We start from the raw sequence: 22,536 nt of genomic DNA, 5'->3' as shown, positions 1-22,536 counted from the left end.
ATATTCGCGGGATAGGAGAATTCATGAATAAGCCCCAACAGGCACTCCACACGGTGTTCAAGGCTGCATGCGCGTCGGCGGCAGTTATCGGTCTGGTTGCAGCGAACGTCGCGTACGCCGCTGACGCCGGCAACGGCAAGGTGCTGGCGGACAGCCACAACTGCGCGGCCTGCCACGGCGTCAATCTGAACAAGCCGGTGAGCCCGGAATATCCGAAGCTCGCCGGTCAGCACTCCGATTACGTCTACTGGGCGCTGCGCCAGTATCAGATGGGCAACGGCAATCCGCACCTCGGTCGTAACAATCCGATCATGCAGGCGCAAGTGCAAAGCCTGTCGCAAAGCGACATGAAAGACATCGCGGCCTACGTCGAATCGCTGAACGGCGATCTCGTGCAGAAGAAGTAACAGCGTTGCGGTGTTTTTGCGCTGCTTTGCCTGGCTTGCAGATTGAACGACACCCCGCTTCGGCGGGGTGTCGTGCTTTTGAGGCCAGGTTTCAGTGACCCGTCAATCCCGCGTGGCGCGTCGCTCGATGCGCTGCAGATAGGCGTCTGTGTCCGGCGGGGTGCCGGTGCGCTGTGCTTCCCAGATGGTTTCGCCGAGGCAGTCCATGATCGCGTGCTGCGCCTCGTGGGTCGAGCCGAGACGGGCGGCGAGCCGTTCGTGCGCCGCACGGATGCCCGGCGGCTGGTCGATCGACAATTGTTCGGTGATCGCCAGATGCATCGACAGATGCAGGAACGGGTTGGTCTGGCCGCGTTCAGGCGAGTAGTCCTGCGCCTGGGCGGCTTCCGTGTGGGTCAGATCGGCGTGAAATTCCGGATGCTCGACGATCCAGTCGGCAGCGATTGCTTCGAGCGGCGTCAGAATTTCGCCTTGACGCTGTTTGCGCCAGGTGTCGGTAAAAAATTGGCGGACTTCGTCGCGGCTGGGATTGAACATCGTGGGAGCGGTGCGGTTAGTGTGGGGCTTGGCGTGGGCACGCTTGCAGCGTACTCGCAGGCCGCCATTTTACGCCGGGGCCACGTAGCGTGCTGGCGGTGCTGCACCTTCAAAGATCCGGCGGCGGCGTCTTGGGCCGGAATTCGCACAGCGGTTCGATCACGCAGTGCCAGCATTCCGGCCGACGCGCTTTGCATACGTAGCGGCCGTGCAGAATCAGCCAGTGGTGGGCGTCCTGCCTGAACTCGGCGGGGGTGAATTTTTCCAGCGCCGCTTCGACAGTGCGCACGTCTTTGCCCGGCGCGAGTCCGGTTCGATTCGCAACCCGAAAAATGTGAGTATCCACGGCGATGGTGGGATGACCGAACGCCGTATTCAGGATCACGTTCGCCGTCTTACGGCCGACCCCCGGCAAGCTTTCGAGCGCCTCACGATCTTCCGGCACTTCGCCGCCGTACTGATCGAGCAGGATGCGGCAGGTTGCGATCACATTCTTCGCCTTGGTCCGGTACAGGCCAATCGTCCTGATGTAGCCGACGACCCCTTCTTCACCGAGATCGAACACCTTCTGCGGCGTGTTCGCGACCGGGAACATCTTGCGCATCGCCTTGTTCACCGAGACGTCGGTAGCCTGCGCCGACAGCAGAACGGCAATCAGCAGTTCGAACGGTGTGGTGTACTCAAGCTCGGTCGTGGGATGCGGGTTGAGACTCTGAAGCGTTTCGTAGATGGCGCGGCGTTTGTTCGCGTTCATGCGCGGCGTGAAGGTAAGGGTTGGCGAAGGGTTAGCGCTTGGTTGGCGGCGTATCGGTGTTAGTCGCGGTGTTACCCGTAGTGTTGCCCGCAGCGAGCCCGAGACGGCGGCGGCGTGCTTCAGCGGCGTCGATCTGCGCTTGCACGTCGGCGCTGACGCGCTCTGTATTTTGCGGGCCCAGGCCCTTCGCGGCCAACTCTTCTTTTTTCTGACGCGCACGTTCGAGCGCGGCCTGGATGATCGCGCGTTTTTTCGCTTCGGCGCCGTCTGCGGCGGGTACTACGGGTGTTGCTTCGGCACCGGCTTCCGGCGTTTGAGCGGGCGTGCTGCTGGCGGCTCGCCGCGCTGCAGCACGCGCCTCGGCCGCTTCGCGTTCGCGGGCGAGACGGGCTTCGCGCCAGGTGTGACGCTCGCGTGCGGCGTCGGCCTGGCTTTGGCTCCACGCGTCCCAGCCGCTTGCCTCACCCGTAACCGGGGGCATGGCAATGCAATCGACCGGGCAGGGCGGCACGCACAGGTCGCAACCGGTACAGAGCGCGGCGATGACCGTATGCATCTGTTTCGGTGCGCCAACTATCGCGTCGACCGGACAGGCCTGCATGCACAGCGTGCAGCCGATGCAAACCTGTTCGTCGATAACCGCCAGCGGACGAGGCCGTTCGACCCCGTTGGCGGAATTGAGCGGAAGCACCGGTTTGCCGAGCAGTGCCGCGAGGCGCGCAATGCCCTCGGCGCCGCCCGGCGGGCACTGATTGTAGTTGGCTTCGCCATTGGCGACGGCCTCGGCATACGGACGGCATGCCGGATAGCCGCACTTGGTGCATTGCGTTTGGGGGAGCAGATCCTCGATACGGTCTGCGAGTGTTTTGGAGTCGATCACGGTCACAACGTGGGGGCTTGCCTTGCGGCCGCGGGGCTTGAACTAAATAGCACATTATCGCCGATTTCCCCAATTGCCATCCGCAATCCATGTGCCATAATCGAAGCGCTTTTTCGAAAGACCGCATAAGGGTGTTCCCCCAACCAGCCCGTTCAGTGCTGTCGGTGCAAGGCCCGAGGAGAGGCCGGCGGCGCGATCCGGATAACGCGGCTCACGAAGACGATGCCACCATGAATCAGCCGAAAATCAAAAGAGATCCTGAAGGCACGCGGCGCCGCATTCTGCTTGCGGCGGCCGAAGAGTTTGCAAATGGAGGGTTGTTCGGTGCACGTGTCGATCAGATCGCACGTCGCGCGGAGACGAATGAACGCATGCTTTATTACTACTTCGGTAGTAAGGAGCAGCTTTTCACTGCGGTACTCGAGCACGCATTCAGCGCGCTCAATGAAGCGGAACGAACGCTCGAACTGAACGGTGTCGCACCGGTCGAGGCGGTGACACGTCTCGCGCATTTTGTTTGGGATTACTACCGCGATCATCCCGAGTTGCTGCGTCTCGTCAACAACGAGAATCTGCATGAGGCACGCTACATGCAGAAGTCGACACGCATCCGTGAAATGATCTCTCCGATCGTTGCCACGCTCGGCAGCATTCTCGAGCGGGGTCAGCGCGCGGGGTTGTTTCGCACGAACGTCGATCCGCTGCGCTTTTACGTGACGCTGTCCGGCATGGGCTACTACATCGTGTCGAACCGCTTTACGCTCGAAGCAACACTCGGTCGTGATTTCAGTAGTGCGAGCGAACGCAGCGAAGTGATTCAGATGAACACGGAGTTGCTGCTGGCGTATCTGCTGCGCAAGTAAGCCGCTACACGGTTGCGCATAAACGGCATAAGACGCGTCATCAGAAGCACCCTGAGAAACGCCAGAAACGACAACGGCCTCTGAATAAGAGGCCGTTGTTTGTCGCTGCGCGCGGTGTTCAGGCTTCGACTTTTTCCTTCGTTACCTTGGGCGCTTTGTTGTGCTCAAGGATGAAGTCGCGCAGTTGCGGATAGATGATGGTGCGCCAGCGGCGGCCCGAGAAAATGCCATAGTGGCCGCATTTTTCCGCGGTGAAGTGACGCTTGTTCTCTTCGGGAATGCCGGTGCACAGATCATGTGCCGCGAACGTCTGACCGTCGCCGGAGATATCGTCCAGCTCGCCTTCGATCGTGAAAAGCGCGGTCTTCTTGATGTCCTGCGGGCGCACCCGAACGCCCGCGACGTCCCACGTGCCTTCGGCGAGACTGAATTCCTGGAACACCACGCGGATCGTGTCGAGGTAGTAGTCCGCATCCATGTCGAGTACGGCGTTGTACTCGTCGTAGAAGCGGCGATGTGCTTCCGCGTCGTCTTCGTCGCCACGCAGGAGGCTCTGGTAGAAGTCCCAATGCGAAGCTGCGTGCCGTTCCGGGTTCATCGCGACGAAGCCGGTGTGCTGCAGAAAGCCCGGGTAAACCTTGCGGCCCACGCCCGGATAGTTCGGCGGCACCGTGAAGATCACGTTGTTTTCGAACCATCCATATGAGTGCTGCGTGGCGAGCGAGTTGACCGAGGTCGGGCTCTTACGCGCGTCGATCGGGCCACCCATCATGGTCATGGTGCGCGGCGTTTCTTCGCCGCGGCTCGCCATCAGCGAAATGGCGGCGAGTACCGGCACGGTGGGCTGGCACACCGAGATCACGTGCAGATTCTTCGCGCCGATGTGGCGGATGAATTCCTGAATGTAGGCGACGTAATCGTCGAGATGAAACTCGCCTTCCTCGAGCGGCACCATGCGTGCGTCGATCCAGTCGGTCAGGTAGACCTTGTGGTCTTGCAGCAACGTGCGCACGGTGTCGCGCAGCAGTGTGGCGTGGTGGCCCGACAACGGCGCACACACGAGCACGATCGGCTCATCTTTCAATTGGTTGACAGCGTCGCTGTCGTCGGCGAAACGCTTGAAACGCATCAGGCGGCAAAACGGCTTTTCGATAATCGTTTGTTCGATGATCGGAATGTTGTGACCGTCTTTGACAATCTGATGAAGGTTGAACTCAGGCTTTTCGTAATCTTTGCCGAGCCGGTAGAGCAGTTCGTAACCGGCTGAAAGGCGTGTGGCACCGGGCACATAGGCCAATGGGCTGGCGGGATTCGCGAACGATTTCGACGCGGCCTGGGCCCAGGCGGTGAGGGGGCTCAACATCGCCCGCTGGAATTCGTGCAGTTGGTAGAGCATGGGTGCTCCGTTTAGGCGGTTCGCATGGGGCTTGGCAAACACGCGTATGGCGTTGCGGCAGGCCGTATTGGTTGTAGGCACATTGATTTTCGGCCAACAGTCTGCTCGATCATACTGAACAAAGCGTACTTGTGCAATGCAGCAATTTGCGCGCGGGCTGCGCACAAACTGTCATTAATTCATGGTACTGGCGATGTTGCCGCGCCGCTATCGGGGGTTGCCGCAGCCTCAAGTTCTTCTGCCATGGTGCCGTTATGGGGCGGCTGCCCGGTCGCCTGCGCCATCGCCTGTTCGTGCTTCATCAGGTTCAGGCCGGTATGCACCAGCGCCACGTGCGAAAACGCCTGCGGAAAGTTGCCGACCAGGCGCTTCGCGGCCGGATCGTATTCTTCGGCGAGCAGACCGACGTCATTGCAGAGACCGAGCAGCCGTTCGTACATCGCAATGGCTTCATCGATGCGGCCTTGCAAGGCCAGGTTGTCCACCATCCAGAACGAGCACGCAAGGAAAGTGCCTTCGCCGGGTGGCAGGCCGTCGTCGAATTCGGTGGTGCGGTAGCGCATGACGAAGCCGTCGTGCATCAAATCCTTTTCGATCGCGGCCACCGTGCCTTTGATGCGCGGGTCCTGCGGCGGCAGGAAGCTCACCAGCGGCATTAGCAGCACGCTCGCATCGAGCTGGTCGCTGCCGTAGGACTGCGAGAACGCGTTGAGCGCCGGATTCCATGCCTTTGCACAGACTTCCGCGTGGATGGTCGCGCGGGTTGCCCGCCATGCGTCGAGCGGGCCTTCCAGCTTGAACATTTCGGCTGAGCGGATGGCGCGGTCGTAGGCGACCCACGCCATCACCTTCGAGAACGTGAAGTGCTGGCGGCCGCCGCGCGTTTCCCAGATGCCTTCGTCCGGCTCTTCCCAGATCGTGTCGAGATGGCCGAGCAACGCGCGTTGCACGTTCCACGCGGTGTCGTCCGCCTGCAGGCCGCCTACACGCGCGAGATGCAGCGCGTTCATCACTTCGCCATAAACGTCGAGCTGGCGCTGGCCGACCGCGTTGTTGCCGATCCGCACGGGTTTGGCATCCTGATAGCCCGGCAACCAGTCGATTTCGAACTCGGGCAGGCGCCGCTCACCGGCGATGCCATACATGATCTGCAATTGATCGGGCGCGCCGGCCATCACCCGGCCGAGCCAGGTGCGCCAGGCGCGGGCTTCGTCGTAGTAGCCGCCGCGCATCATCGCGAGCAGGGTGATGGTGGCGTCGCGCAGCCAGCAGTAGCGGTAATCCCAGTTGCGCGTGCCGCCCAACTGTTCCGGCAGCGACGTGGTGGGCGCGGCGACGATGCCGCCGGTCGGTTCGTACGCGAGCGCCTTCAGCGTAATCAGCGAACGGCGGATTGGCTCGGCCCATTTACCTTCGACGGTGCTGCGCGCCGACCATTCGAGCCAATGGTTCTCGGTGCGCGCAAGCGACGTGTGCGGATCGCGGCCCGGCGGAATGCGCAGATGCGAGGCCGCATAGGCCAGCGAAAACGGCACGCGCTCACCTTCGCTCACCGTGAACTCCGCGACGGTCTTCATGTTCTCGCCGCGCAGCTCGACCGGCGTGCGCAGCACTGCGGTGTCAGGCCCGACGATCGCCTTGATGCCGCTATCGTGTTTCAGGCGATCGACCCACGGAACCGAAAAGCCGTAGTCGAAGCGCAGCACCAGTTCCATCTGCATGCGCACCGTGCCGCGTTTGCCGACCACGATCCGCACCATCTCCGACCAGCCGTTGCCCGGCGGCATGAAATCGATCAGCGTGACCGCGCCTTCGGGCGTTTCGAAATCGGTTTCGAGGATGAGCGTTTCGCCGCGATAACGGCGCGTGATCGTGGGCGGCGTATCCGAGACTGGCGCAATCAGCCAGCGGCCGTTGTCGGGCGTGCCGAGCAGGGCGGCGAAGCAGGCGCCGGAGTCGAAGCGCGGCCAGCACAGCCAGTCGACGGACCCTTCCCGGGAGACGAGCGCGGCCGTGTGGCCGTCGCCGATGAGCGCGTAGTCTTCGATGAGTGCGGGCATAAGGCAACGTGTCAGTTGTACGCGAGGCGGGGCCGCCGCGTTGAGGATCGGGTCAGGCTCGTTGTTTTTACCGGACTCGCGCGATGCATTCTGGTTCAGCACGCAATGCGGCTAAATGCGAGTTGGTAATTGTCAAATCACTGCCTACAATCATTTTTCATGCCGATGCGCGGAGCTCTCCGGATCATGCCTCGGCCTTGTCCATGACGTATGCCGATACTGTCTTCGAGGACCCAAGCGATGCCGAACCCGTCGAAATCCGATTGCATCACGATTCTCTCAGCCGCCAGTGAATTGGGCGACGATTCGATGCTGCCGCTCGAACATGGCCGGCTGGGCCTGAGCCGCAACGGAATGCTGGCCGCGGCGGCTTTTCTGATCGAACGGGCCTGCTTCCGGCGTCATCAGGAAGGTGACGGACATTATGCCGTCGGTGGGTTGTCGTTGCAGGGGCGTTTGCGGCTCGACCAGCTTTCGAACGGCTGATTGTCCGCCGCACGGGCTTGCGCCGCACGGCAGGTGTGCATCTGGCACGCGGCGGTTCGCTCGAATCCGTAGCCCACTCACCGGTTCGCGGTGTCAATTGTTGCGCTGCCGCAGCCGGCAATGCATGTACCCCGCATGCCGTTCGTACCGTTGCCCATCCCGGCACCCGGTGCGTGCGAGACGTCGCCGGGCCGGCACTGCGCCCGGTGGTGCGTCCTTTTCCGTTCAGCTTGCCGGCCATCTGGCTGACTGCGCTCGCCTAGAAGTGCGACGCCCCCACGCCGAAAATCCCAATGATGCCGATGATGATCAGATAGAGCGCGACGATGAAGTTCAACAGGCGCGGCATGACGAGGATCAGAATGCCGGCGATCAACGAAACCAGCGGGCCCAGGCTTAGTGTGACGTTCATGAAAGCTCCGTAGTGTGATGGGGGTGAGATTCACTGCATGATCCGACGCAACGCTTTTATACTTGCCTCGATAAAACAATTCGACCGATTGCGCGGCAGACCAGAGACACCGTTACAACCGAATCCACCCGATAACCGATGTCCAGGAGGTCCCATGCTTCGTCGTCACCGGGCCGCAGTGCGCGCCGCTTCAAGCCCTTCTTTGCCTTCTGCTCAATCCACCTCATGGCGCGGCGCCCGGCCAGTTCCATTGCGCTCCGCCCGCTCGATAATAAAAGGTTTCGTGCTCATGGTCTCGATTGTTGCTTCGCATGCGTTTGCGCAAGATTCCGGCCCGGCCCCCGCCGACGGCGTCTATGACATGCTGGTCGGTACTTACACCGGCGGCAAGAGCGAGGGCCTCTACGTCTATCGCTTCGACACGAAGACGGGCGAAGCAACGCGTGTGTCGGTCGCGCAGACGGTCAACCCGTCATATCTGGTGGTGAGCGCTGACCGGCGCTTCGTCTATGCGGTCAACGAATTGCCGGGCGACAACGGTCCGGCCACGCAACGCGGTGGCATCAGCGCGTTTCGCTTCGATGCCGCGAGCGGCCAGTTGACCTTTCTCAACAAGGTTTCGTCCGACGGCAATGACCCGTGCTATCTGAAGCTGTCGCCGGACGGCAAATATCTGCTGACCGCGAACTACTCGGTGGCGGCCGATCCGGGCGGCAGCTTCGCGGTGTTTCCGTTGCAGGCGGACGGCCAGGTGGGCGCGTCGGTGCTCACGGTGCACCATGAAGGCGGCGGTCCGGTGAAGGGGCGGCAGGACAACTCGCACGTTCATTCCACCGTGTTCTCGCCGGACGGGCACTACCTGTTCGCACAGGACCTGGGCGCCGACAAGCTGTATTCGTACCGCTACACGCCGGACGGCAGCCGCGGCCTGTTCGGTCCGACCGACTGGCGTTACACCCAGGAGAAAGCCGGCACGGGCCCGCGTCACCTGGTGTTCGGCGCGGACGGCAAGCATGCGTACCTGACGAGCGAGCTGGCCGGCACGGTCAGCACCTTCAACTACAACGACGGCAAGCTCGCGCAGGTGCAAACGATCACGCTGGCCGAGCCGGGCTTCAAGGGCGCGGTCGGCGCCGCCGCCATTCACCTGTCGCCGGACGGGCGCTTCCTGTACGCCACCAATCGCGGCGACGCGAACGATATCGTGATCTTCTCCGTCGATCCGGCCAACGGTCATCTGAAGAAGATCGGGCATCAGCCGAGCCTCGGCAAGTCGCCGCGCGAGTTCGCGATCGACCCGACCGGCAATTGGCTGATCGTCGGCAATCAGAACAGCGATACGGTGGTGGTGTTCAGGCGCGACCAGCAAAGCGGTTTGCTCGAAGCGAATCCGAAGCAGTTCGAACTGGGTTCGCCGGTGGACTTCAAGCTGGTGTCGCCGTCGTGAGTGCTGGTCAGGCGCGCGCCATGAATGTCCGCCGGCATTCGCGATGCCGTGTGATCTGAATCTGTCTGCCGTGTAAGAAAATGGGCCGCCCGGTGAACTGAGCGGCCCATTTTTTCGGCTGGTGCGGCTTGGAGGGTGCCGGTTGCACGCGTGTATTTGCGTGTTATTCCTGTTATTCCGCGGGTCCCGGTGCGAGCACCTCACGGCTGCCGTTGATGCCCATTGCCGACACCAGGCCTGCTGTCTCCATCTGCTCGACGAGGCGTGCCGCGCGGTTATAGCCGATGCGCAATTGGCGCTGCACCGACGAGATCGACGCGCGCCGCGTGCGCACCACGAAGGCGACGGCTTCGTCGTAAAGCGGATCGGCTTCGGCATCCGGCGTATCGCCGAACAGATCGGGCGATGCGCCTTCAGTGGCCGGGCCGTCGAGAATGCCTTCTTCGTACTGTGGTTCGCCGAACTGCTTCAGATACTCGACGATCCGATGCACTTCCTCGTCGGCGACGAATGCGCCGTGTACGCGCTGCGGGTAGCCCGTGCCCGGCGGCAGGAACAGCATGTCGCCCTGGCCGAGCAGCGATTCGGCGCCCATCTGATCAAGAATCGTGCGCGAGTCGATTTTCGACGACACCTGGAACGCCACGCGCGTCGGAATGTTCGCCTTGATGAGGCCGGTGATCACGTCCACCGACGGACGCTGCGTCGCCAGAATCAGGTGAATGCCGGCCGCGCGCGCCTTCTGCGCGAGACGCGCAATCAGCTCTTCGATCTTTTTGCCCGCGACCATCATCAGGTCGGCCAGCTCGTCGATCACCACCACGATCAGCGGCAGCGGTGCGAGCGGTTCGGGGGCTTCCGGCGTCAGCGAGAACGGGTTGCCGAGCTTCTTACCCTTGGCCTCCGTATCGCGGATCTTCTGGTTGAACCCGGGCAGGTTGCGCACGCCGACCGCGGACATCAGTCGATAGCGTTTTTCCATTTCGCCGACACACCAGTTCAGCGCGTTGGCCGCCAGCTTCATATCGGTGACGACCGGCGCGAGCAGATGTGGAATGCCTTCGTAGACCGACAGTTCCAGCATCTTCGGGTCGATCATGATGAGCCGCACTTCTTCCGGCGTCGCCTTGTACAGCAGCGAGCAGATCATGGCGTTGATCGCCACGGACTTGCCCGAACCCGTTGTGCCGGCAACCAGCATGTGCGGCGCTTTCGCCAGATCGGCGACCACCGGATGGCCGGTGATGTCTTTGCCCATCGCCAGCGTCAACTGTGAATGCGAGTGCTGGTAGACGTTGGCTTCGAGGATTTCGGACAGGCGGATCGTCTGCCGCTTTGCATTCGGTAACTCCAGCCCCATGCAGGTCTTGCCCGGAATCGTCTCGACCACGCGGATCGACGTGAGACCTAGGCCGCGCGACAAGTCCTTCATCAGGCCGACGATCTGACTGCCGCGCACGCCAAGCGCCGGCTCGATCTCAAAGCGCGTAATGACGGGGCCGGCCGAGTGGCCGACCACGGTCACCGGCACCTTGAATTCCTGCAGACGCTGCTCGATCAGCAGGCCGGTTTCGATGAGCTTTTCTTCTGAAACAGGTTCGACGTCGGTATCGGCGCGTGCGAGCAGATCGAGCGTTGGCAACTCGACCATCGACGCTGCCGGCGCGCGGAATTCGAAGCCGTTGGCCGGGGTGTTGCCGCGCGGCGGGGTGCGTTGGGCTGCCGGTTCGGTGGATTCGGTGAGCTCGGCGGGTTCGGCGGGTTCGGTCGCGGGCTCGTTTGCGAAGTGGGTTGCTAGAGGTGTGGTTGGGGCGGTTGGTGCCGCTGGGAAGCTCGTTGGTGCTGCTGATGCTGGGGCGTTCGGCGCGCTTTGCGCGTTCTGTGCGCTCTGTGCGTAGGCCAGTCCGTTGGCGGTGGCGGTGGCCGCGGCGTCAACGAGGGCGGCGGGGCTCGCAGGCGTGGCCTGAACCGCGAAGCCGGGGAAGCGAACCACGTTCGACGCATGCGATGCGGCGCTTTGAGCCGGGACTGCCACGGCGGTGGTCGAGACGTTCGAGACGTTCGAGACGCGTGATGCGTCCGATGCGTCCGATGCGTCCGATGCGTCCGATGCGTCCGATGCGTCCGATGCGTCCGATGCGTCCGATGCGTCCGATGCGGATGACGAGCTCAAATTGTCGGATAAGTTCGCGTCATCCGGTAGGGCAGGGGTGTTGGTTGTTTCTGCTTGGACTGGCGCGAACGCTTCGCTCGCGCTCGCGACGTGCCACGGCGGGCTGGCCTGATGCATCGGCATGGACTCGCCAGGCGCGCTGGTGCCGCGCTCATGCGGCACGTCCGCCGTCACCGCGATTCGCGGCGACACGACAGCATCGATCCTTGTTTCCCAAGGCGCCAGTGTTTTGTCGAACACGACTTCTGCAATTGGAGCTGGCGTCGTGGTGGGCGGTGGCGTCTGCTCTTCTTCGACGAACTGCGACACGTCCGCTTGCGCGCCGCTCGCGTGCAATTGGGCCGCGAAGATTTGAAATGGCGTTGGAGTGGCTGCCGGCGCAGCATGCTGCGTGGCTGGGGCTGGCGACTCTGGTCGCACTTGTGCCAATGCCTGCGCGGATGCTTCTGTTTGAGCGTGTGCCGATGTCTGCGCCGATGGCGATGCTTCTGTTGGTGCTTGCGTCGATACCTGTACCGGCATGGCATGTTGCGTGACCGGGGCCAGTGCTTCTGTGTGTTCGTATGCCGATGCCGATGCCAACACCCCCGCCGGTACCGAAGCCTGGGCCAATGCCGGTGCGAGTGCCGGTACGGATGCCGCAACCAGCGGTGCCTGGATGATCGGTGGCTCAATCGGCCATTGCACGACGGGCTCGGTGTATTCCTCGACCGGCGCCTCGAATGCGGTTTCAACGCGTGTCGTTTCTGCCCGTGACTGTGCTGACGTCGGGTCCAACCCAGCTTTGGCGACATCCTGCAAAGGTGCGTCCACACCCTGTGCCGCAGTCATCTCAACGTCGCTCGCACGCGACGAAGCCACGCCCGATTGCCCAGCTTCGAGCGATGACGCGGTGCTCAGCGGAGCCGTTGTGACCATCGTGTTGTCCGTGCCGCTGCTCCGTGCGAGGCTGACGCCGGCAATGTCGGTCCAGCGCGCGGCGTTTTCAGCGATGCTGCGAAGCGTTTCCTGGACGCTGGCAGGCGGCGTGATTTTCTGCGCGGCGGGCATCGGCCGGGTATAGCTGGGCGCCGGCGCACCGAAAGAAGCCGGACGCCGCGCGGATTGCGCCGGCGCGCTGTTGACGTTCGTGCGAGGAGCGGGTGAGAACGGCGGCTGAGCCGCCGCGGGGCGACTTCCTTGAGATATTTCGGCCGCTGTAGCTTGAGTCCTGGACGGACGGGCCGCGCCGGCCGAGGCACTCGGCGTCGGACTGGGCGACGAACCGGCTGACGAAGCTGCCGCCATCCTCGCGGCCGCCATGGTATGGGATGCTTGAGCCGCCGAAGCCGCCGAAGCCGCCGAAGCCGCCGAAGCCGCCGAAGCCGCCGAAGCCGCAACGTGCGCGCGCGGCGTGGTGGCCGACTCGCGCAACCACCCGGCCGGCGCAACGGGCTCGGCCGGCATCCATGCAGCCTTGTTCGTTTTTAGCGAATCTGTTGGTACGGGCGTCTGGGTTTGCAACGGCACTGGCCGCGGCGCCTGGCGCGGCGGTGTCCCGGCGGACGTCCGCAGCACCGGTTCTGCCTGCGCGGCCTGGCTGCGCGTCTTCACCGCGCCGGCGCGCCAGCTTGCCCCTGCACCGCTCGCCGTTGCGTCCTTGGCCGCCGCCGCACCCGCCACACCGCCGGCCGCCGCCGCGCCGCGGCCACTCGCCGGCGGCCGCCAGACGGTCGGGCGCGCATAACGTCCGTTGCTTTTGGGCGCCATCGTATTGGTGGCCGGCGACACGTGCGACGGTAAACCGTCGTCGATGCTGCGATGGCGGCGCGCTTCCTCGTCGCGTTTGGCGAGGCCGCGCGACAGCCCGAGGCCGAATGCACCGTCGGCCCACACGGCAACGTCGCGCCAGCGGAAGTCGATCAGCCAGGGCAGGCTGATCGCGAGCAGGACAAGCGCCGCGAGCGGCGTGCCGATATGCCCGAGCAAATGGCTGAAGCCCGCTGCCAGCGCGTGGCCCAAACCATTTACGCCGACCGCGTCGATCAGCGACGCCTCTAGCGTGCAGCTCGCCACCATCACGCAGACGAAGCCGAGCCAAAGGCGGATCGTGCCGGGGCCGCGCAAACCTGCGCCGCCTGGCAGCGCCGACTTCACGAGACGCCACAAAAGAGGAATGAACCAGACGGCTGACCCGCCGAACCAGCCGAAAACTACCGTGTGCATACTAGACATCAGCGAATGACGGACGCGTAAAAAGGCAATCCGTCGAGTTTAACCGGCGAAGCCCGATGCTTCGCAGGCAAACGCAAGTATGCTTGCGTCGAATGGGATGGCAGGCCGACCCGCGACCTGCCGTCGGTGAAAAACAACGACTGCTACCGGGGCCTGCGTGCGCCATGCGGACAGGTTCGGTTACGAGGGCGCATCCGAACCATCCGTTTATCGGCCCGTGTAGCCGTCATTTGGCGCTGCTGTCGAACGTGAGCGTGTCGCCGTTATCGAGCATGAGCTGCATCTGCTGCGGCGCGCGCATCTGTACGCCGGTGCGTTCGATATGCTCCAGTGCGTTGAGATAGGGGCCTTCGATCTGCCCACCCGGCGTCGCGCAGGCCATGCGCGTGCTGCCCAGGGCGCCGAAGCTCAGCTTGCCGTCTTTCAGCGCATACGAAGCCATGTAGCGATTGCAGCCGGAAAAGCCGCTGGCGTGGCGCAGACCCGTGGCGGTGGAAAGTACCAGCGTGATCGGCGCGCCCTGATCGGCGGACGGAATCGCGCGTGCCGTGCCGTCGGCCTGTTTCCAGCCGGTGAGTACCCAACTCGTGTTGTCGAGCAACTGGGTGGCGGCCGGATTGAACGGATCGGGCGGAGCCGCTTCCGAATCGGGATGCTTCGGGATGGCGCACGCGCTGCATAGCGCGGCGACGCTCAACGCGACGATGGCCGTGCGCGCGTACGGGATAAAGCGCGCAACACGTCGCGGGGAGGCGCTTTGGAGCATGGCGTCGTTCCTCTTCAAACTGGCGAAGGCGTAAGGGTAACGCACTAAGCGCGCCGCACGCGAGCGCAACGGCGTGAGCGGGCTTAAACACGTGCGTCGCAGTGAGCGCCGTAGCGCCTTCTGCGCGCCTTACGCACAAATGGCAATGCAGACCCGGCGAGCAAGGCGCGGCGCGGATGCGCAACGGGGTGTGCATCGGGGTGCGCATCGGGGTGCGCATGTTAACATCGTGCTCTACCCAATCCCACCCTCATCCGACTTTTATCTGGAGACCTCATGCAGATCGGCCAACGGATCGGCACGCCCCTTTCTGAATCCGCCACGCGCGTCATGCTGCTCGGCGCCGGCGAGCTCGGCAAGGAAGTGATCATCGCGCTGCAACGGCTGGGCGTCGAAGTGATCGCCGTCGACCGTTATCCGAATGCGCCGGGTCATCAGGTCGCGCATCGCTCGCACGTGATCGACATGACCGATCGCGCCGCCTTGCGCGCGCTCGTCGAACAGGAACGCCCGCACCTGATCGTCCCCGAGATCGAGGCGATCGCAACCGACGCGCTCGCCGCCATCGAAACCGACGGTCTCGCCGAAGTGATCCCGACCGCGCGCGCCACGCAACTCACCATGAACCGGGAAGGCATCCGCCGTCTGGCCGCTGAAGAGCTCGGCCTGCCGACCTCGCCGTACGCGTTCGCCGATTCGCTCGAGGAACTGCGCGCCGGCATCGCCAAGGTCGGCTATCCGTGCGTGGTGAAGCCGGTGATGTCGTCGTCGGGCAAGGGGCAGTCGGTGCTGAAAAGCGACGCGGACGTCGAACCCGCCTGGCAATACGCGATGGCGGGTGGCCGCGTGAATCACGGCCGGGTGATTGTCGAAGGCTTTATTGACTTCGAATACGAAATCACGCAACTGACCGTGCGCGCGATCGATCCGGCGAGCGGCGCGGTCAGTACGTATTTCTGCGACCCGATCGGCCACGTGCAGGTGGCGGGCGACTACGTCGAATCGTGGCAGCCACAGCCGATGAGCCCGCTCGCGCTGGAACGTTCGCGCGAAGTGGCGCACAAGGTGACTGCGGCATTGGGCGGCAGAGGCCTGTTCGGTGTGGAACTTTTCGTGCGCGGCGATGACGTATGGTTTTCGGAAGTCAGCCCCCGTCCGCACGATACGGGTCTGGTCACGCTGTGCTCGCAACGCTTCTCGGAGTTTGAACTGCATGCGCGCGCGATCCTCGGCTTGCCGGTGGATACGTCGCTGCGGGCCCCGGGCGCGTCGGCGGTGATTTATGGCGGTCTGGACGAGGCGGCTATCGCTTTCGAAGGCGTTGCCGCGGCTCTCGCCGTGCCGAATGCGGATTTGCGTCTGTTCGGCAAGCCCGAGAGCTTTGTGAAGCGCCGCATGGGTGTGGCGCTGGCCACCGGCGAGACGATCGCCGAAGCCCGCTCGCGTGCGAAGCAGGCCGCGGCGGCAGTGCGGCCGGTTTCCACGAAGTAACGCGCGCCGGAGTACGCGGCAAGGCTGCGTTGCAATGTGTTGATGTGAAATGAAGTGCAGTGAAGTAATGCGCGCGCCGAGCGAAACGTGTCGCGCGCGCCACCCGATTCATTGAAGTTCGCTGAAGTAGAGGTACGTATGGTCCTGGAGTCCCGCAAGAACATGCGGTCTGGAAGGTTCGGCCGTCTCGGCGCACTGGGTGTGGTGCTCGCGCTCTGTGCCGGGATGGCGGGGTGCGGCCTTGCCGCCGCGCCGTGCCGGGTGGCGTCGGCCGGTTTGAAGATTGTGCCGCTGGTCGGACACGTCGCCGCCGCGCCGACCGACGCCTGCGCCAGCGTGATCGATCCATAAGCGGTTCACCACTGATTCACGATAGCGCCACGAGCCATCATCCGGTGGCGCAGCCCAGCCGCAACGGCGGGCGCAAACCAGGGCACGCCGCTCGTGCTCGATGTGCAACAACGATCGAGGCATCTCATGAAGAAATGGCTTGTTGCAGTCGCCACGGCAGCGGGTCTCGCGGCGTTGTACGGGAATGCATGGGCCGCGCCATTGCCGCTCTCCGAGATTCAGGCCAAGACTCGCCAGACGCACAAATACACCTGCGCGACCGGCAAGATTCTGCAAGTGACCTACTGGAATACGGCAAACGGCCAAAGCTTCGCGCTGGTGCCGGTGAAGGGCCAGCAACTGCTGTTCGTCAATACACTCTCGGCCTCCGGCGCGAAGTATCAGGCCGGTAGCTATACCTGGTGGACCAAGGGCCCGCGTGCCGACCTGTACGACGCGACGGACGGCGAAAATGCCCCGCCGATGCTGTCCGACTGCATCACCACCAATCTCAATCGCTGAGCGCGATGCGGCGGCTCTCTTCAACCCTGCCGCCTGCCTTGTCTTACGTTCGTTTCAGCCTTGCGGCGCTGCCCGCCTGCGCGCATCCTTTCCGTTCGAGTAGTAAGCTGTCCGGCGTGGCATCCGCTGTACCGGCATGCCATGCCGTGCGCCGCACGCATTGCGCCGGTTGTCGTCGTCTTCGATTGTCCGATACCGGACCCCAACGGGCGGGCTCAAAGCCCGCGCCCGTTTCATCAAGCGAGACCCTCCATGAAAGCATCGGACCTGTTCGTCAAATCGCTGGAAGCCGAAGGTGTCGAGTACGTGTTCGGCATCCCCGGTGAAGAAAATCTCGATCTGCTCGAATCGCTGCGCCGCTCGAAAATTCGTCTGATTCTGACGCGCCACGAACAGGCAGCCGGTTTCATGGCCGCCACGTATGGACGCCTGACCGGACGCACGGGCGTGTGCCTGGCCACCTTGGGACCGGGCGCGACCAATTTCGTGACCGCGGCCGCGTACGCGCAGTTAGGCGGCATGCCGATGTTGATGGTGACCGGCCAAAAACCGATCAAGTCGAGCAAGCAGGGACATTTTCAGATCGTCGACGTGGTGCGGATGATGGAACCGCTCACCAAGTACACGCGGCAGATCGTGTCGATCGGCAATATTCCGGCGGCGGTGCGCGAGGCGGTCCGTCAGGCGGAAGAAGAGCGGCCCGGCGCCACACACCTCGAATTGCCGGAAGACGTTGCGCACGAAGAGGGCGACGGCCATCCGATCCCGAAGAGCTTCAGCCGCCGCCCCGTTGCCGAGGAAAAGGCCGTGGCGCGCGCGGTCGAGGCGATCACGAAAGCCAAGCACCCCTTGCTGATGATCGGCGCCGGCGGCAATCGCAAGACCACCACCAAGATGTTGCGCGAATTCGTCGACCAGATCGGCATTCCGTTCTTTACGACGCAGATGGGCAAGGGCGTGATCGACGAGTCACACCCGATGTGGCTCGGCAACGCGACCTTGTCCGACGGCGACTTCGTGCACCGCGCGATCGACCACGCGGATTGCATCATCAATGTCGGCCACGACGTGATCGAGAAGCCGCCGTTCTTCATGCGCAGCGGCGACGCCGGTGAGAAGACGGTGATTCACGTCAACTTTCTCGGCGCGGAAGTCGATACGGTGTATTTCCCGCAGATCGAAGTGGTGGGTGACATCGCCAATGCGGTGTGGCAGCTCAAGGAAAGTCTCAAGGAGCGGCAGGAGCATTGGGACTTCACGCGTTTCAAGGAGATCAAGCAGCACTTCGAGGCGCATCTGGTCAAAGGCCAGCACGACGACCGTTTCCCAATGTACCCGGTGCGGATCGTCAACGACGTCTACGAAACCACACCGGTCGACGGCATCGTGTGTCTGGACAACGGCATGTACAAGATCTGGTTCGCGCGCTACTACCGGGCGCATGAACCGAATTCGCTGCTGCTCGATAACGCGTTGGCGTCGATGGGCGCCGGCTTGCCGTCGGCGATCGCGACCAAGATCGTGCATCCGGACCGCAAGGTCATGGCGGTGTGCGGCGACGGCGGCTTCCTGATGAATTCGCAGGAGCTGGAAACGGCCGTGCGTCTGAAGCTTGATCTGGTGGTTCTGATTTTGCGCGACGACGCGTTCGGCATGATCCGCTGGAAGCAGGAAAACATGAACTTCCCGGACTACGGCATGACGCTGAGCAACCCCGATTTCGTCGCGTATGCAGAGAGTTACGGCGCGAAGGGGCATCGCATCGAGTCGGCCGCGGAATTCGCGCCGCTGCTGCGCGAGTGTTTCGCGACACCGGGTGTGCATGTGATCGATTTGCCGATCGACTACTCGGACAACGAGCGCGTGCTGAATCGCGAGATCAAGCGGCTGAGTGCGCAACTATGAGCGATGAACGGGGCGCCGACGTGCGGTAGCGGGGCATCGTCCTTGCTGGCTGCATGGCTGACGTCAGACTTTGGATCAAGGAGAACGCGTCATGTTGAACAAGACTTACCCGTACTACCTCGCCAACGTTGCGGTGGCCGCCAACACCGATCTCGAAGTCACGGATAAATTCAGCGGCGAAGTGGCGACCCGTGTGGCGATGGCGGACGCGGCGGCGATCGACAAAGCGATCGGCTATGCCGTCGAGGCGATGCCGGCGTTGCGCGCGTTTCCACCGTTCAAGCGCCAGGCCGTGCTCGAACATTGCGTGAAGCGGTTCCGCGAGCGTTACGACGAGCTGGCGCTCGCGCTGTGCATCGAAGCGGGCAAGCCGATCAACGACTCGAAAGGCGAGGTCACGCGTCTGATCGATACGTTCAAGGTGGCGGCTGAAGAGTCGGTGCGCATCGACGGCGAGATCATCAATCTGGAGATTTCGCCGCGGGCGAAGGGTTATCACGGCTATGTGAAACGTGTGCCGATCGGGCCGTGCTCGTTTATCTCACCGTTCAATTTCCCGTTGAACCTGACCGCGCACAAGGTCGCGCCGGCGATCGCGGCGGGTGTGCCGTTTGTGTTGAAACCGGCGAGCCGCACGCCGGTCGGCGCGCTCATCATGGGCGAGATTCTGGCCGAAACCGACTTGCCGAAAGGCGCGTTCTCTATTCTCCCGGCGCATCGCGACGGCGCCGATCTGTTCACCACCGACGAGCGTTTCAAGCTGCTGTCCTTCACCGGTTCGCCCGCGGTAGGCTGGGATCTGAAGAAAAAAGCCGGCAAGAAGAAGGTGATTCTGGAGCTGGGCGGCAACGCGGCGGCGATCGTCGACGGCGATCAGGGCGGCAAGCTCGACTACGTGGTTGACCGGCTGGCGTTCGGCGCCTTCTATCAGTCGGGGCAGAGCTGCATCGGTGTGCAGCGGATTCTGGTGCATGCGAACGTCTACGACGCGCTGCGCGAGAAGCTGATCGCCAAGACGAAGTCGCTGATCATGGGCGATCCGAAGGACGAAAAGACCTTTGTCGGGCCAATGATCTCCGAATCGGAGTCCAAACGTCTCGCCGGCTGGATGGACAGCGCGGTGCAGGCAGGCGCGAAGATTGTCGCCGGCGGCAAGGTGGAGGGGGCGATGTTCGAGGCTACGCTGCTCGAAGGCGTGAAGCGCGACACCGATCTCTATCGCAAGGAAGCCTTCGGCCCGGTGGCGATTCTGGAGCGTTTCGATGATTTTGACACCGCGCTGGCCACCGTCAACGACAGCGACTTCGGCCTGCAAGCCGGCGTATTCACCGATTCGCTCGCGCATGCGCACCGCGCGTGGGATTTACTCGACGTGGGTGGTGTGGTGATCGGCGACGTGCCGTCGTTCCGGGTCGACAACATGCCGTATGGCGGCGTGAAGGATTCCGGGCTGGGGCGCGAGGGTGTGCGCTACGCGATCGAGGATATGACCGAGATGCGCCTGATGGTGATGCGCGAGACGTGGTGACGGCGTGCGCGCTGTCACGCAACTGTCGCGTAGGCGAACTACGCTGCCAGCGAGGCGCGCGGGCGTGTGGCGGCGCTTTGGGGCGCTTACGTGGCGCTTCGGGGCGTGTTTAGGGTCATTTAGGGCCGTTTCGGGCCGTAGTGCTAGCGCCCGGGTTTAACCGCAGGCGGCCGGCTTTCGCCGACGTAAGCAGAAAGCCGGCAGATGCGCCATGAGTGTTTTTGCTGAAGTGCTACAATACCGGCCTTTCCGGCGGGTGTTTCCGCCGGCCGGAGCCGGCCGCATTTTTCCCGTAACACTGACGGGTCCCGTGCGGAACGCCGTGGCTCCGCCTTCATCCTGATGCCCTCTGCGGTTCCGACCGCTGCCGCGCGCACCGCGCCAAGCGCATTTTTAGCGAAAGCCACCATGTCCGACACAGCCGTCACGCCCAGCACTGCGACTTTTGATCAATTCGGTCTCGCGCCCGACATCCTGAAAGCCGTCAAAGAATCGGGCTACACCATCCCTACGCCGATCCAGGAGCAGGCGATTCCTGTCGTGCTGGCCGGCCGTGACATGATGGGCGCCGCGCAAACCGGCACCGGCAAGACGGCGAGCTTTTCGCTGCCGATCATCCAGCGTCTGCTGCCGCAGGCCAGCACGAGCGCATCGCCCGCCCGCCATCCGGTGCGCGCGCTGATCCTCACGCCGACCCGCGAACTGGCCGACCAGGTGGCGGCGAACGTGCAGTCGTATGCGAAGCACACGGCGCTGCGCAGCGCGGTGGTGTTCGGCGGTGTCGACATGAATCCGCAATCTGAACAACTGCGCCGCGGCGTCGAAATTCTGATCGCCACGCCGGGCCGTCTGCTCGATCACGTACAACAGAAAACCGCCAATCTCGGCCAGGTGCAGATCCTCGTGCTCGACGAAGCCGACCGGATGCTCGATATGGGCTTCCTGCCGGATTTGCAGCGCATCCTGAACTTGCTGCCGAAGGAGCGTCAGACACTGCTGTTTTCGGCCACGTTCTCGGGCGAAATCAAGAAGCTTGCCGCCACGTATCTGCGCGACCCGCAGACGATCGAAGTCGCGCGCAGCAATTCGACCGCGACGAATGTGACGCAGATCGTTTATGAGGTTGCCGAGGGTGACAAGACCGGCGCCGTCGTTAAACTGATTCGCGACCGCGGCCTCAAACAGGTGATCGTGTTCTGTAACAGCAAGATCGGCGCGAGCCGGCTGGCGCGGAGTCTGGAGCGCGACGGTGTGATCGCTACGGCGATTCACGGTGACCGCACGCAGAATGAGCGGATGCAGGCTCTGGATGCATTCAAGCGCGGTGAGATCGAGGCGCTGGTGGCGACTGATGTCGCTGCGCGAGGTCTGGATATTGCCGAGTTGCCCGCCGTGATCAATTTCGATCTGCCGTTCAATGCGGAAGATTATGTGCACCGGATTGGGCGCACGGGGCGTGCCGGGGCTTCCGGTGATGCTTTGTCGCTTTGTAGCCCGAATGAGCGCAAGCAGCTTGCTGATATCGAGAAGCTGATCAAGCGGCCTTTGGATGTGCAACATCTGACCGTGGATGCGCCGGTGCGGCATCACCATGAAGAGCGTCCGCCGCGGCGTGAGCGCGTGGATGGCCGTGGTGAAGGCCGCGACGAGCGCGGCGGTCGTCGGCGTTCGGGGGCGTCGGGTTCGGGGTCGTTCGATCGGCCGCATCATCATCGTGCGCAGCCTGTGGATGATTTCTTTCTTAAGCCTTATGAGCCGTCGGCGGCTTCTGTTCGCAAGGTTGAAGAGGCGGCTGCTGCTTCTTCTGGTGCTCCGCAGAAGGCTGCTTCCAAGCAGCCGCTGGCTGCACTGTTGGGTGGGTTTGGGATGCCGAGGAAGTCGACTTCGTCTTCTTGAGGTTTTTTGTTTTTCTGTTTTTTGTTTTGCCTGTGTGGCGGTTTTTTGCGCTGTGGTTTTATGGGGTTGGCCTTTCCTTGCTCTGGGTTCTTTGGCCTTTCCTTGTTTTCTTGGTGGTCTATTAGCGTTGCCCCTGTGCGGGGCGGCACTTACTTTCTTTGCCGCCGCAAAGAAAGATAAGCAAAGAAAGCGGCTTCACACCGTAAGCTCATAAGCGGGTCCCCCGCGCAGCCACGGTAGTGGTGCATCTGGAATCCGTGCTCTCGCACATTCCGCTCTGGTGACAAGGCAGTCATTCTTCCGGCGGCGCCCCGCGCGCCGTAGCGGCAGTTCCTCAACTCCCCCCTGACTCTCCGCCCGCTTGATCGAGCAATCGCCTCGAACGCTGTCGCGCTGCTATCGTTGAACGGCAACGGCAACGGCAACGGCAACGGCAACGGCAACGGCAACGGCAACGGCAACGGCAACG

Annotated in this window: 18 protein-coding genes; 10 read left to right on the top strand and 8 right to left on the bottom strand. The window is 63.1% G+C overall.

Annotated elements, in window-relative coordinates:
- The first annotated feature begins 23 nt into the window (after positions 1-23).
- Positions 24-407 carry a c-type cytochrome gene (locus tag PQR67_RS08985; RefSeq protein ID WP_408457253.1) on the top strand — a complete coding sequence of 128 codons (384 nt, stop codon included), beginning with the start codon at positions 24-26 and terminating at the stop codon, positions 405-407.
- Between the two features lie 102 nt (positions 408-509).
- Here PQR67_RS08985 and PQR67_RS08980 read toward each other — a convergent pair whose 3' ends face one another.
- The 3 genes from PQR67_RS08980 to rsxB form a co-directional block, all read right to left on the bottom strand.
- Positions 510-944 (bottom strand): DUF1841 family protein, encoded by a 435-nt coding sequence (locus PQR67_RS08980; protein WP_408457251.1) that lies wholly within the window; start codon positions 942-944, stop codon positions 510-512.
- Positions 945-1,053: 109 nt separating this feature from the next.
- Complete coding sequence (gene nth, locus PQR67_RS08975; RefSeq protein WP_408457248.1) at positions 1,054-1,698, bottom strand: endonuclease III; 645 nt, start codon at positions 1,696-1,698, stop codon at positions 1,054-1,056.
- 31 nt (positions 1,699-1,729) lie between these two features.
- The gene (gene rsxB / locus PQR67_RS08970) at positions 1,730-2,578 is read right to left on the bottom strand and encodes an electron transport complex subunit RsxB (protein WP_408457246.1); all 849 of its coding nucleotides are present in this window, start codon (positions 2,576-2,578) and stop codon (positions 1,730-1,732) included.
- 230 nt (positions 2,579-2,808) lie between these two features.
- Between rsxB and PQR67_RS08965 the strand changes: the two genes are divergently transcribed.
- Positions 2,809-3,441 carry a TetR/AcrR family transcriptional regulator gene (locus tag PQR67_RS08965; RefSeq protein WP_028196866.1) on the top strand — a complete coding sequence of 211 codons (633 nt, stop codon included), beginning with the start codon at positions 2,809-2,811 and terminating at the stop codon, positions 3,439-3,441.
- Between the two features lie 118 nt (positions 3,442-3,559).
- Here PQR67_RS08965 and PQR67_RS08960 read toward each other — a convergent pair whose 3' ends face one another.
- Both PQR67_RS08960 and PQR67_RS08955 read right to left on the bottom strand, forming a co-directional pair.
- Positions 3,560-4,837, bottom strand: a complete 1,278-nt coding sequence (locus tag PQR67_RS08960) for a polyhydroxyalkanoate depolymerase (protein WP_408457242.1) — start codon at positions 4,835-4,837, stop codon at positions 3,560-3,562.
- 179 nt (positions 4,838-5,016) lie between these two features.
- Positions 5,017-6,897, bottom strand: coding sequence for a glycoside hydrolase family 15 protein (locus tag PQR67_RS08955; RefSeq protein ID WP_408457239.1), 1,881 nt, complete (start codon positions 6,895-6,897; stop codon positions 5,017-5,019).
- Positions 6,898-7,137: 240 nt separating this feature from the next.
- On the opposite strand from PQR67_RS08955, the gene PQR67_RS08950 reads away from it, so the two are divergent.
- Positions 7,138-7,383, top strand: coding sequence for a hypothetical protein (locus PQR67_RS08950; protein ID WP_408457237.1), 246 nt, complete (start codon positions 7,138-7,140; stop codon positions 7,381-7,383).
- Between the two features lie 259 nt (positions 7,384-7,642).
- Here the strand turns inward: PQR67_RS08950 and PQR67_RS08945 are convergent, their stop codons facing one another.
- Positions 7,643-7,795: a DUF3096 domain-containing protein gene (locus PQR67_RS08945; protein WP_120347747.1), complete on the bottom strand. Its 153-nt coding sequence runs from the start codon at positions 7,793-7,795 to the stop codon at positions 7,643-7,645.
- Positions 7,796-7,949: 154 nt separating this feature from the next.
- Here PQR67_RS08945 and PQR67_RS08940 point away from each other — a divergent pair, with 154 nt between their 5' ends.
- Positions 7,950-9,242 (top strand): lactonase family protein, encoded by a 1,293-nt coding sequence (locus PQR67_RS08940; RefSeq protein WP_459251979.1) that lies wholly within the window; start codon positions 7,950-7,952, stop codon positions 9,240-9,242.
- 172 nt (positions 9,243-9,414) lie between these two features.
- Here the strand turns inward: PQR67_RS08940 and PQR67_RS38255 are convergent, their stop codons facing one another.
- Together PQR67_RS38255 and PQR67_RS08930 are read right to left on the bottom strand one after the other, a co-directional pair.
- Positions 9,415-13,620, bottom strand: a complete 4,206-nt coding sequence (locus PQR67_RS38255) for an FtsK/SpoIIIE family DNA translocase (RefSeq protein ID WP_459251978.1) — start codon at positions 13,618-13,620, stop codon at positions 9,415-9,417.
- Between the two features lie 235 nt (positions 13,621-13,855).
- Positions 13,856-14,395: an META domain-containing protein gene (locus PQR67_RS08930; protein WP_408457232.1), complete on the bottom strand. Its 540-nt coding sequence runs from the start codon at positions 14,393-14,395 to the stop codon at positions 13,856-13,858.
- A gap of 276 nt (positions 14,396-14,671) precedes the next feature.
- Here PQR67_RS08930 and purT point away from each other — a divergent pair, with 276 nt between their 5' ends.
- The 6 genes from purT to PQR67_RS08900 all read left to right on the top strand — a co-directional run bounded on the left by purT (position 14,672) and on the right by PQR67_RS08900 (position 22,067).
- The gene (gene purT / locus PQR67_RS08925) at positions 14,672-15,886 is read left to right on the top strand and encodes a formate-dependent phosphoribosylglycinamide formyltransferase (protein WP_408457229.1); all 1,215 of its coding nucleotides are present in this window, start codon (positions 14,672-14,674) and stop codon (positions 15,884-15,886) included.
- A gap of 138 nt (positions 15,887-16,024) precedes the next feature.
- Entirely contained in the window at positions 16,025-16,237 is a 213-nt protein-coding gene (locus PQR67_RS08920; RefSeq protein WP_408457226.1) for a DUF6726 family protein, read from the top strand.
- A gap of 126 nt (positions 16,238-16,363) precedes the next feature.
- Positions 16,364-16,738, top strand: a complete 375-nt coding sequence (locus PQR67_RS08915) for an MliC family protein (protein WP_408457223.1) — start codon at positions 16,364-16,366, stop codon at positions 16,736-16,738.
- A 252-nt stretch (positions 16,739-16,990) separates the two neighbouring features.
- Entirely contained in the window at positions 16,991-18,643 is a 1,653-nt protein-coding gene (locus PQR67_RS08910; RefSeq protein ID WP_408457220.1) for an acetolactate synthase large subunit, read from the top strand.
- 91 nt (positions 18,644-18,734) lie between these two features.
- Positions 18,735-20,171 carry an aldehyde dehydrogenase family protein gene (locus PQR67_RS08905; protein ID WP_408457217.1) on the top strand — a complete coding sequence of 479 codons (1,437 nt, stop codon included), beginning with the start codon at positions 18,735-18,737 and terminating at the stop codon, positions 20,169-20,171.
- A 408-nt stretch (positions 20,172-20,579) separates the two neighbouring features.
- On the top strand, positions 20,580-22,067 hold the full coding sequence (locus PQR67_RS08900; protein WP_408457214.1) for a DEAD/DEAH box helicase: 1,488 nt from the start codon (positions 20,580-20,582) through the stop codon (positions 22,065-22,067).
- Positions 22,068-22,536: the final 469 nt, after the last annotated feature.

Source organism: Paraburkholderia fungorum (genome assembly GCF_046026025.1).
GTDB lineage: Bacteria > Pseudomonadota > Gammaproteobacteria > Burkholderiales > Burkholderiaceae > Paraburkholderia > Paraburkholderia fungorum_E.
This window is presented reverse-complemented; position numbering and strand designations above follow the sequence as displayed.

Coding starts and splice junctions, on each gene's coding strand:
- PQR67_RS08960 (WP_408457242.1), bottom strand. CDS start 4,837: ATGCTCTACCAACTGCACGAATTCCAGCGGGCGATGTTGAGCCCCCTC.
- PQR67_RS08910 (WP_408457220.1), top strand. CDS start 16,991: ATGAAAGCATCGGACCTGTTCGTCAAATCGCTGGAAGCCGAAGGTGTC.
- PQR67_RS08980 (WP_408457251.1), bottom strand. CDS start 944: ATGTTCAATCCCAGCCGCGACGAAGTCCGCCAATTTTTTACCGACACC.
- PQR67_RS08930 (WP_408457232.1), bottom strand. CDS start 14,395: ATGCTCCAAAGCGCCTCCCCGCGACGTGTTGCGCGCTTTATCCCGTAC.
- nth (WP_408457248.1), bottom strand. CDS start 1,698: ATGAACGCGAACAAACGCCGCGCCATCTACGAAACGCTTCAGAGTCTC.
- purT (WP_408457229.1), top strand. CDS start 14,672: ATGCAGATCGGCCAACGGATCGGCACGCCCCTTTCTGAATCCGCCACG.
- PQR67_RS08920 (WP_408457226.1), top strand. CDS start 16,025: ATGGTCCTGGAGTCCCGCAAGAACATGCGGTCTGGAAGGTTCGGCCGT.
- PQR67_RS08915 (WP_408457223.1), top strand. CDS start 16,364: ATGAAGAAATGGCTTGTTGCAGTCGCCACGGCAGCGGGTCTCGCGGCG.
- PQR67_RS08945 (WP_120347747.1), bottom strand. CDS start 7,795: ATGAACGTCACACTAAGCCTGGGCCCGCTGGTTTCGTTGATCGCCGGC.
- PQR67_RS08905 (WP_408457217.1), top strand. CDS start 18,735: ATGTTGAACAAGACTTACCCGTACTACCTCGCCAACGTTGCGGTGGCC.
- PQR67_RS08955 (WP_408457239.1), bottom strand. CDS start 6,897: ATGCCCGCACTCATCGAAGACTACGCGCTCATCGGCGACGGCCACACG.
- PQR67_RS08940 (WP_459251979.1), top strand. CDS start 7,950: ATGCTTCGTCGTCACCGGGCCGCAGTGCGCGCCGCTTCAAGCCCTTCT.
- PQR67_RS38255 (WP_459251978.1), bottom strand. CDS start 13,620: ATGCACACGGTAGTTTTCGGCTGGTTCGGCGGGTCAGCCGTCTGGTTC.
- PQR67_RS08900 (WP_408457214.1), top strand. CDS start 20,580: ATGTCCGACACAGCCGTCACGCCCAGCACTGCGACTTTTGATCAATTC.
- PQR67_RS08985 (WP_408457253.1), top strand. CDS start 24: ATGAATAAGCCCCAACAGGCACTCCACACGGTGTTCAAGGCTGCATGC.
- PQR67_RS08950 (WP_408457237.1), top strand. CDS start 7,138: ATGCCGAACCCGTCGAAATCCGATTGCATCACGATTCTCTCAGCCGCC.
- PQR67_RS08965 (WP_028196866.1), top strand. CDS start 2,809: ATGAATCAGCCGAAAATCAAAAGAGATCCTGAAGGCACGCGGCGCCGC.